Genomic DNA, 8,786 nt, shown 5'->3' with positions numbered 1-8,786 from the left:
TGCGGCCGACCACCCGCAGCGCGTTGGTCAGGGCGGCGAGCACGACGATCGCGGTGCCGTGCTGGTCGTCGTGGAAGACCGGGATGTCCAGCAGCTCCTTCAGGCGGGCCTCGATCTCGAAGCAGCGCGGCGCGGAGATGTCCTCCAGGTTGATGCCGCCGTAGCCCGGCGCGATGCAGCGCACGATCTCCACGATCTGGTCGACGTCCTTGGTGTCCAGCACCACCGGCCAGGCGTCCACCCCGCCGAAGTGCTTGAACAGCGCCGCCTTCCCCTCCATCACCGGCATGGCCGCGGCCGGGCCGATGTCGCCAAGGCCGAGCACCGCGGTGCCGTCGGTGACCACGGCGACGGTGTTGCGCTTGATGGTGAGCCGGCGGGCGTCGGCCGGGTTCTTGGCGATGGCCAGGCAGACCCGGGCCACGCCCGGGGTGTAGGCGCGGGACAGGTCGTCACGGTGCTTGAGCGGCACCTTGGGCTGGATCTCGATCTTGCCGCCGAGGTGCAGCAGGAAGGTCCGGTCGCTGACCTTACGCACGGTCACGCCGGCCAGTTGGGCGATCGCGTCGCTGATCTGGTCGGCGTGATCGGCGTCGGAGGCGTTGCAGGTGACGTCGACGACGATGCCGTCCGGCTTGGACTCGACCACGTCCAGTGCGGTCAACGCGCCGCCCGCGGACAGCACGGCCGCGGCGAGGTCGGCGGTGGCCCCGACGGTCGGCGGCGCCTGCACGCGCACGGTGATCGAGTAGCCCGGACTGACGCTGGCCATCGTTGGCCTCCATCTTCTGTCTTGCGGAAGTGAGTTTCTGTATGGTGGATAGTAGTCCGCAAATCGCCCACGTCAACGTAGGCCCGGTCACGATTGCCCGCATCGTGACCGTAGGATTCCGTATCTCGAAAGAGTCTCTCGTGCGGGAGAGCAGCGTGGTGGAGGAGCAGCGATGACAGCCCTGAGCGACGCCGGCCGGCCGGACGGTGCCGATCCCGCCGCCGATCCCGCCGCCCATGGTGACGCCGAGGCCGATGCCGCGCCCAAGGGCGGCAAGCAGCGCAGTTCCGGCGGGGTGCAGTCGATCGAGCGCGCCTTCACCATCCTGGAGACCCTGGCCACCGGTGGCGGGGTGATGGGGCTGTCGGCCCTCGCGGCGGAGTCCGGCCTGCCCCTGCCGACCATCCACCGGCTGGTGCGCACCCTGGTCGATCTGGGCTACATGCGGCAGGAGCCGTCCCGGCAGTACGCCCTCGGGCCGCGCATCCTGCTGCTGGCCGAGAGCGCGTCGAGCATGCTCTCCAGCGTCGCGAGGCCGCACCTGGCCCAGCTGGTCGACGACCTGGGCGAGACCGCCAATCTCGCCTCGCTCGACGGCGACGAGATCGTCTACATCGCGCAGGTGCCCAGCCGGCACAGCATGCGGATGTTCACCGAGGTGGGCCGGCACGTGCTGCCGCACTGCACGGCGGTGGGCAAGGCGATCATGTCGCACATGCCGCCCGGTCAGGTGCGCGAGCTGCTGCGCCGCACCGGCATGCCGCGGCACACCGAGCACACGATCACCGATCCGGACGAGTTCGCCCGCCAGCTGCGCGAGGCCGCGGGCCAGGGCTATGCGATGGACGACGGCGAGCAGGAGCTGGGGGTGCGCTGCGTGGCCGTCGCGGTGCCCGGCACCCGATCGCATCTGGCCGTCTCGGTGTCCGGCCCGGTCGGCCGGATGACCCCGGAGACGGTGCAGCGGGCGGTGCCGCTGCTCACCGCCGCCGGCCGGGCGCTGGCCGCCGAGCTCGGGTAGCGTCCGCGCGCCGATGGCCGGGCCGTCGCACCTGTGCGACGGACCGCCTCGACGGGTACGCCATCACCCGGCCCGACCGCGGCCGGCCCCGACCTGGCCGCGCGGACGGACACCTGATGAAGTGGCACGGTGATCGCTCAAGCGGACCACTCGGGTCTGGTGCGGTTGTCCGTGCTCGCCGCCGTCGCCGGCATGGCCATCGGGTTCGTCGGCGGCGCGTTTCGCCGGCTTCTGGAGCAGGCAACCCGCCTGCGCACCGAGGTCGTCGACTGGGCCCACGCGGCCGAGGGCCCGAGCTGGCTGGTGCCGATCCTCATCGTGGCGGCCGGGGCGGCGATCGCCCGGGCCCTGGTCACGCTCGTCCCACTGGCCGGTGGTAGCGGCATCCAACACGTGGAAGCGGTCTGGCGGAAGGAAGCCGACCCACCGCCGCTGCGGGTGGTGCCGGCCCGTTTCGTCGGCGGGCTGATCGCCATCGGCTCGGGGTTGGTGCTCGGCCGGGAGGGTCCGACGGTGCACATGGGGGCGGCGCTCGGCGCGGCGGCCGGGATCCGCGCGCGGGTGCCCGGTGACGATGTGCGGGTCCTGCAGGCCGCGCTGGCCGGTGCCGGACTGGCGGTGGCGTTCAACGCGCCGGTCGGCGGTGCGCTGTTCGTGCTGGAAGAGGTCGCCCGGACCGCCCGCCTTCGGCTGGTGCTGACCACCGCGATCGCCTGCGCGGTCGCGGTCAGCTGTTCGCGGCTGCTCGTCGGCGATCATCCCGACTTCCTGGTCGCCCCGCAGGAGCCCGCCGGCGTGCCGATGATGGTGCTGTTCGTGGTCTTCGGCCTGTTCACCGGGGCCGTCGGGGTGGGGTACAACAAGCTGGTGACCGGGGCGCTGGCGGCGGCCGACCGGCTGCACCGGGTGCCGCCGACCGTCCGCGCCGCGGTTCTCGGGGCGTTCGTCGGGCTGGCGCTGTACGTGAGCCCTTTCGCTGTCGGCGGCGGTGACCTGCTGACCCAGCAACTGCTCACCGACAGCTCGGCGTTCCTCCTGCCGGCCGTCCTCGGGTACTTCCTCATCCGCTTCGTGACCGGCCCGCTGTCCTATGCGGCCGGCACCCCGGGCGGCCTGTTCGCGCCCCTGCTCGCCCTCGGCGCCCTGTGGGGGGTGCTGTTCCACTCCGGCGCGGTGCTGCTGCCCGGGGTCGGCCCGTCGCCGATCCCCTTCGCGCTCGTCGGCATGGCCGCGTTCTTCGCTGCGACGGTGCGGGCCCCCTTCACCGGCATCGTGCTGATCGTCGAGATGACCACGATCGCCACCCTGACGGTACCGATGCTCGCCGCCTGTTTCGCCGCCACGCTGGCCGCCACCCTGCTGCGCAATCCACCCGTCTACGACACGCTGCGCCATCGCATGCTCGGCTGAGACCGGCCCGGCGGCGGGATTAACCGCGCGTTTACCGACCTCGTTCGCGCCGGAAACGTCGTCGCTGGATCGTCCCCACCGATCGTGTTCACACCGACGCCGTTCGGTCGCCCGGTTGGGGGAAACAGATGGGACTTCGTCCGAAACTGGGCGCCGACGGAAAGCCGCTGGAATCGGTCGACGAGCTGCCGCCCTGGAAGCACCTGATCCCGCTGGGTTTGCAGCACGTGCTGGCGATGTACGCCGGCGCGGTCGCGGTTCCGCTGGTCGTCGGTGGTGCGCTGATCGCCGCCGGCAAGCTGAACCCGGACGATCTCGGATACCTCGTCACGGCCGACCTTTTCGTCGCCGGTATCGCCACGTTGATCCAGTCGATCGGATTCAAGTGGTTCGGCGTGCGATTGCCGCTGATGCAGGGCTGCACGTTCGCCGCCGTCTCGCCGATGATCGTCATCGGCTCGCAGTACGGGGTGACCGCGATCTACGGTTCGGTGATCGCATCGGGCATTTTCATGATGGCCCTGGCGCCCGTTTTCGCAAAACTCGTCCGATTCTTTCCACCGCTGGTCACCGGTACCGTCATCCTGATCATCGGCCTGTCGCTGATGGGCGTGGCCGCGAACTGGGTCGGCAGCGGCACGATCACCGCCGACGGCGCGCCGGTGCAGAACGTCGCGCTGGCCGCCGGCACACTGGTGCTGATCGTGCTGATCGAGCGGTTCGCCCCGCCGGTCCTGGCGCGCATCTCGATCCTGTTGGGCATCGTGATCGGCACGATCGTCGCGCTGCCGATGGGCCTGGTGCACTGGGACAAGGTGGGCAGCGCGAACTGGGTCGGCGTGACCACGCCCTTCCACTTCGGCTTCCCGATCTTCGAGGTCGCCGCGATCGTCTCCATGTGCATCGTGGCGCTGGTCATCATGACCGAGACGACGGGCGACATCCTGGCCATCGGCGAGATCGTCGACGTCAAGATCGACAGTCGCCGTCTCGCCGACGGGCTCCGCGCCGACGGCCTGTCCACCATGCTCGGCGGTGTCTTCAACACGTTCCCGTACACCGCCTTCGCGCAGAACGTCGGCCTGGTCTCGATCACCGGTGTGCGCAGCCGGTACGTGGCCACCTTCGCCGGCGGGGTGCTGATCCTGCTCGGCCTGACCCCGAAGATGGGCGCGATCGTCGAGGGCATCCCGCTGCCGGTGCTCGGCGGGGCCGGCATCGCGCTGTTCGGCATGGTCGCCGCCAGTGGGGTGCGGACCCTGTCGACGGTGAAGTTCAACAACAAGAACATCCTGGTCGTCGCCATCTCGATCGGCGTGGCCATGATCCCGATCGTGCGGGACTCCTTCTACAACGACTTCCCGAACTGGTTCAAGACGATCTTCCACTCCGGCATCTCGGCCGGCGCGATCGTGGCCATCCTGCTCAACCTGCTGCTCAATTCGGACAAGATGCAGGCCCGGGCGGAGGCCGAGGGCGGGTCCGACCCGCACGGCGGGGCGGGGTACGACGCCAACCGGGAGGTGACCGCGGTCGATCCGGCCGAGGTGACCGCCGAACTCGCCGAGGCCGACGCGGAGTCCGGCAAGTCGAGGGCGAAACAATAGCCGGCACCGATCGGTTCGGTTCCGGTCGGATCGGTCCGGCCGGGCTCGGACGAGCCCGGGATGAGCAGGGAGAGCGCGCGTGGTGAGTAGGGCGAAGGTGCTCGGGGCGCCGGTGGACGGTGCCGGCGAGGTCCTGACCCCGGCCGCGCTCGCGCTGGTGGTCGAGTTGCACGACCGCTTCGCCCTGCGCCGCGAGCACCTGCTCGCCGAACGTCAGCGGCGGCAGGACATGGTGGCGGTCGGTGAGCCGCTGGACTTCCTGCCGGAGACGGCGGCGATCCGGGCCGGCGACTGGCAGGTGGTCGGGCCGGGGGCCGATGCCGGACCCCGCCCGCTGCTGGACCTGTCCGGCGGGATCTCGCCGACCTGGCCCACCCTGGTCGCCGCCCAGCGATCGGCGCAGGCCGGTCCGGTGCTGCTGCGCCCCCGCGGTCTGCACCTGACCGAGAAGCACCTGACGGTCGACGGCGACCCGGCCGTCGCCGCCTTCGTCGACGTCGGCCTGCACCTGGCCGGCGCGGGACCGGACGGCCCCGCGCCCCGGCTCGCGCTGCCGATGCTCGAATCGCACCTGGAGGCCCGGCTCTGGGCCGACCTGCTCACCTGGATCGAGGGCGCGCTGGGCCGGCCGGCGGGATGGGTGACGGTGACGGTCCCGATCGAGACGATCTGGGCCGCCTTCGAGACCGACGAACTCCTCCACGAGCTGCGCGACCGCGCGGTGGCCCTCTCGCCCGCCTGGTGCGACTACCTGTTCTCGCTGGTCAAGACGTTCCGCGGGGCCGGGACCGAGTACGTGCTGCCGCAGCGGGACACGCTGGACGGATCCGCGCCGTTCCTGCAGGCCTACTCGGACCTGCTCGCCGCCACCGCCGCCCGGCGCGGCCTCGGCGGGCCCGGCAGCGAGGCCGTCGTCACCGGGAAGGACCTGCTGGACATCCGGTCCGTGCCGCTCACCGTGACGGCGGACGGGCTGCGGTCCACCGTCGAGGTCGCGCTGGAGTACCTGGTCAACTGGCTCTCCGGGACCGGCGTGGCCACCATCGCCGGGCACCCGGTGGACCTGGCCACCGCCGAGTTGTGCCGCAGCCAGCTCTGGCAGTGGCGGCGCAACCGGGTGGCGCTGGAGGGCGGCCGGCGGATCACCGGGTACCTGGTGGTCTCCGAGCTGGACGAGGCCACCGAGCGGCTCGCCGACGGGTGGGCCGACCGGCCGGGCGGCCGGGAGCTGCTCGCCGGCGCGCGCAACCTCGTCTACGACGCCACGACCGCGCTGCGGTTCACCGATTTCATCTCCGTGCCCGCCTACGAATCGATGCCGTGACATGATGCGGCTCGCTCGGCCCCGCTGTTCCCCCGCGTCCGTTCCCCGTCCCGTCACCCGGCCCGTCCCCGGGCCGGATCCCGCCCACCGGAGGCATCGGTGCACCTGACCCCGTCCGACACGGAAAAGCTGCTGCTGGCCGTGGCCGGCATGGTCGCCCGGGACCGGCTCGCACGCGGCGTCAAGCTCAACTACCCGGAATCGGTTGCCCTGCTGACGACCTGGGTGATCGAACGGGCCCGGGACGGCCGGTCGGTGGAGGAGCTGATGGTCACCGGGCGGGAGGTGCTGACCCGCGACCAGGTGATGGACGGCGTCGCCGAGATGCTGCCCGACGTGCAGGTCGAGGCCACCTTCCCGGACGGCCGCAAGCTGGTCACCATCCACCATCCGATCGCCTGACCGGCCGAGCGCCGGTCGAGTCCGTCTGACAGAGGAGCAGCCATGGCTTCAGGGTCGTCGAGCGGTCCCGGTGCGATCCGGACCGCGGAGGGCGTCATCGAGCTGAACGCCGACCGCGGCGACGCCGAACGCATCGAGCTGGTGATCATCAACACCGGCGACCGGCCGGTGCAGATCGGCTCGCACATCCACCTCCCCGAGGTGAACACCGCGCTGCAGTTCGACCGCGCGGCCGCCCAGGGGTTCCGCCTGGACATCCCGTCCGGCACCTCGCGCCGGTTCGAACCCGGTGCGTCCCGGTCCGTCTCGGCCGTCGCATTCAAGGGCGCGAGCCGGGTCCCGGGGATCCAGATCAAGACCGTCTCCGATGAGCACTGACCGGGACTGAACAGGAGCTCGACGTGGTGCAGATTTCCCGCGCGGACTATGCCGCCCTCTACGGGCCGACGGTCGGCGACCAGGTGCGGCTGGGCGACACCGACCTGTGGATCGAGATCGAGCAGGACTACACCGCCGGTGGCGAGGAGGCGGTGTTCGGCGGCGGCAAGTCGATCCGCGAGTCGATGGCCCAGGGGTCGACCACCCGGGCGCAGGGCGCGCCGGACACCGTCATCACCAACGCCATCGTTCTCGACCACTGGGGCATCGTCCGGGCGGACGTCGGGATCCGGGACGGCCGGATCGTCGCCCTCGGCCGGGCCGGCAACCCGGACATCGCCGATGGCGTGCACCCGGCGCTGCAGATCGGACCGTCCACCGACGTGATCTCCGGCGAGGGCAAGATCCTCACCGCGGGGGGCATCGACACCCATGTGCATCTGATCTCGCCGTCCCAGATCGTGGAAGCCCTGGCGACCGGCCTGACGACGTTGGGCGGTGGCGGGACCGGGCCGTCGGAGGGCACGAAGGCGACGACGGTGACGCCGGGCGCCTGGCACCTGGAGACCATCCACCGCTCGATCGACCCGTACCCGATCAACCTGCTGCTGCTGGGCAAGGGCAACACCGTGTCCATGGAAGGCCTGCGCGAGCAGGCACTGGCCGGCGCCGGCGGGTTCAAGGTGCACGAAGACTGGGGCTCGACGCCGGCCGCGGTCGACGCCGCCTTGCGCGGCGCGGAGGAATGGGGGCTGCAGGTCGCGCTGCACTCGGACTCGCTCAACGAGGCCGGGTACGTCGCATCCACCATCGCGGCGATCGGCGGCCGGTCGATCAGCGCGTTCCACGTGGAGGGCGCCGGCGGCGGGCACGCGCCGGACATCCTCACGCTGGCCGGACTGCCGAACGTCATCCCCGGGTCGACCAACCCGACGTTGCCGCACACGGTCAACACCGTCGCCGAGCACCTGGACATGTTGATGGTGTGTCACCACCTCAACCCGGCGGTGCCCGAGGACCTGGCCTTCGCCGAGTCCCGGATCCGGGCGACGACCATCGCGGCCGAGGACATCCTGCACGACATGGGCGCGGTGTCGCTGACCTCGTCCGACGCCCAGGCGATGGGCCGGATCGGCGAGGTCATCTGCCGGACCTGGCAGGTCGCGCACGTCATGAAGAATCGGCGCGGCGACATCGGGGGCGGGCTGCCGGCGGACAACTTCCGCGCCCGCCGCTACGTCGCCAAGTACACGATCAACCCGGCCATCACCCACGGCATCGACCACGAGGTCGGCTCGGTGGAGCCGGGCAAGCTGGCCGACCTGGTGCTGTGGGAGCCCAAGTTCTTCGGCATCCGGCCCAGCGTCGTGCTCAAGGGCGGCGGGCTGGTCTGGGGTGCGCTGGGCGACCCGAACGCCTCGATCCCGACGCCGCAACCGGTGCTGATGCGGCCGGCGCTGACCGACGCGATCGGCCCGCAACTGTCGCTCTCCTTCGTCTCGCCGTACGCCATCGAGGACGGGCTGGCCGGTCGGCTGGGCCTGAAACGGGCGCTGTCGGCGGTCAAGTCGACCCGGGACGTCGGCAAGGCGCAGATGATCAACAACGACACCCTGCCGGACATCGTCATCAAACCGGACACGTTCGAGATCTCCATCGACGGCGAGGTCGTCGTGCCGGCGCCGGCGCAGACCCTGCCGCTGGCCCAGCTGTACTCGCTGTTCTGAGCCCCCGCCATCCCCTCGCCCCCCGCGATCCCCTCGCCCCCCGCGATCCCCTCGCCCCCCGCGATCCCCTCGCCCCCGGCGATCCCCTCGCCCCCGGCTGCTGTTGATCATGGGAAGAGTGCCGTTCCGGCTCCGCCGGAACAGC

At 71.2% G+C, this 8,786-nt stretch carries 8 protein-coding genes; 7 read left to right on the top strand and 1 reads right to left on the bottom strand.

What is annotated here, in order from left to right:
• Window positions 1–772: NAD-dependent malic enzyme (locus ACOJUF_RS19965; protein ID WP_420123567.1), on the bottom strand; the 772-nt coding region annotated here is incomplete at its 3' end.
• A gap of 172 nt (window positions 773–944) precedes the next feature.
• Between ACOJUF_RS19965 and ACOJUF_RS19960 the strand changes: the two genes are divergently transcribed.
• From ACOJUF_RS19960 to ACOJUF_RS19930, 7 genes are all read left to right on the top strand, one after another.
• Window positions 945–1,793: an IclR family transcriptional regulator gene (locus ACOJUF_RS19960; protein ID WP_420123566.1), complete on the top strand. Its 849-nt coding sequence runs from the start codon at window positions 945–947 to the stop codon at window positions 1,791–1,793.
• A gap of 129 nt (window positions 1,794–1,922) precedes the next feature.
• A complete protein-coding gene (locus tag ACOJUF_RS19955) occupies window positions 1,923–3,203 on the top strand; it encodes a chloride channel protein (protein WP_420123565.1) in 1,281 nt (426 codons plus the stop codon).
• A 128-nt stretch (window positions 3,204–3,331) separates the two neighbouring features.
• A complete protein-coding gene (locus ACOJUF_RS19950) occupies window positions 3,332–4,810 on the top strand; it encodes a nucleobase:cation symporter-2 family protein (RefSeq protein ID WP_420123564.1) in 1,479 nt (492 codons plus the stop codon).
• Window positions 4,811–4,892: 82 nt separating this feature from the next.
• Window positions 4,893–6,134: a hypothetical protein gene (locus ACOJUF_RS19945; protein ID WP_420123563.1), complete on the top strand. Its 1,242-nt coding sequence runs from the start codon at window positions 4,893–4,895 to the stop codon at window positions 6,132–6,134.
• 99 nt (window positions 6,135–6,233) lie between these two features.
• Window positions 6,234–6,536 carry an urease subunit gamma gene (locus ACOJUF_RS19940; RefSeq protein WP_420123562.1) on the top strand — a complete coding sequence of 101 codons (303 nt, stop codon included), beginning with the start codon at window positions 6,234–6,236 and terminating at the stop codon, window positions 6,534–6,536.
• 42 nt (window positions 6,537–6,578) lie between these two features.
• Window positions 6,579–6,914: an urease subunit beta gene (gene ureB, locus ACOJUF_RS19935; protein WP_420123561.1), complete on the top strand. Its 336-nt coding sequence runs from the start codon at window positions 6,579–6,581 to the stop codon at window positions 6,912–6,914.
• Window positions 6,915–6,937: 23 nt separating this feature from the next.
• Window positions 6,938–8,641, top strand: a complete 1,704-nt coding sequence (locus tag ACOJUF_RS19930) for an urease subunit alpha (protein WP_420123560.1) — start codon at window positions 6,938–6,940, stop codon at window positions 8,639–8,641.
• The last annotated feature ends 145 nt before the right edge of the window (window positions 8,642–8,786 follow it).

This window comes from Nakamurella sp. (assembly GCF_048594475.1).
GTDB lineage: Bacteria > Actinomycetota > Actinomycetes > Mycobacteriales > Nakamurellaceae > Nakamurella.
This window is presented reverse-complemented; position numbering and strand designations above follow the sequence as displayed.

Coding starts and splice junctions, on each gene's coding strand:
- ACOJUF_RS19960 (WP_420123566.1), top strand. CDS start 945: ATGACAGCCCTGAGCGACGCCGGCCGGCCGGACGGTGCCGATCCCGCC.
- ACOJUF_RS19950 (WP_420123564.1), top strand. CDS start 3,332: ATGGGACTTCGTCCGAAACTGGGCGCCGACGGAAAGCCGCTGGAATCG.
- ureB (WP_420123561.1), top strand. CDS start 6,579: ATGGCTTCAGGGTCGTCGAGCGGTCCCGGTGCGATCCGGACCGCGGAG.